This is a genomic window from Stenotrophomonas sp. STEN023, assembly GCF_056760135.1.
Map to the genome: position 1 here is coordinate 1 of NZ_JBRREF010000168.1, position 454 is coordinate 454.

Below are 454 nucleotides of genomic sequence, written 5' to 3' on the forward strand. Positions count from 1 at the left end.
AGTGCCGAACCATGTTCGGCAGGAGCTTTCCTGGTAGCGCCCACAGAGCCCCAAGGCTTTGGCTTTGGCTTTGGCTTTGGCTTTGGCTTTGGCTTTGGCTTTGGCTTTGGCCTTGGCTGCGGCCTGGCTGTGGCCTTGGCTCCAGCTGTTGCCTTAGCCCTTCTCCCGCCTGCGGGAGAAGGGTTGGGATGAGGGGAGCTTTGGCTTTCAGCTTCTGGCTTCGCTCAGGCCTTCCCGCATCGTTGTTTCTACGAGCTTCGCGGCTTACGCCGCTCCTACAAGTGCGCGTGCGCCTTTGTTTCGCACAAAGAAAAACCCCGCTGCCTCTGGCAGCGGGGTTTTTGGTTTAAATCCTGACGATGACCTACTCTCGCACAGCTTAGGCTGCACTACCATCGGCGCGGCTACGTTTCACTTCCGAGTTCGGGATGGGATCGGGTGGTTCCATAGCGCT

Annotated in this window: 1 protein-coding gene and 1 rRNA gene; one reads left to right on the plus strand and one right to left on the minus strand. The window is 58.6% G+C overall.

Features of this window, described 5'->3' with window-relative positions:
- The coding region (locus tag ACVOLV_RS22185; protein WP_481556241.1) for a hypothetical protein at positions 1 to 192 on the plus strand (192 nt) is incomplete at its 5' end.
- 159 nt (positions 193 to 351) lie between these two features.
- Here ACVOLV_RS22185 and rrf read toward each other — a convergent pair.
- Positions 352 to 454, minus strand: a 5S ribosomal RNA gene (rrf, locus tag ACVOLV_RS22190); the annotation flags it as partial.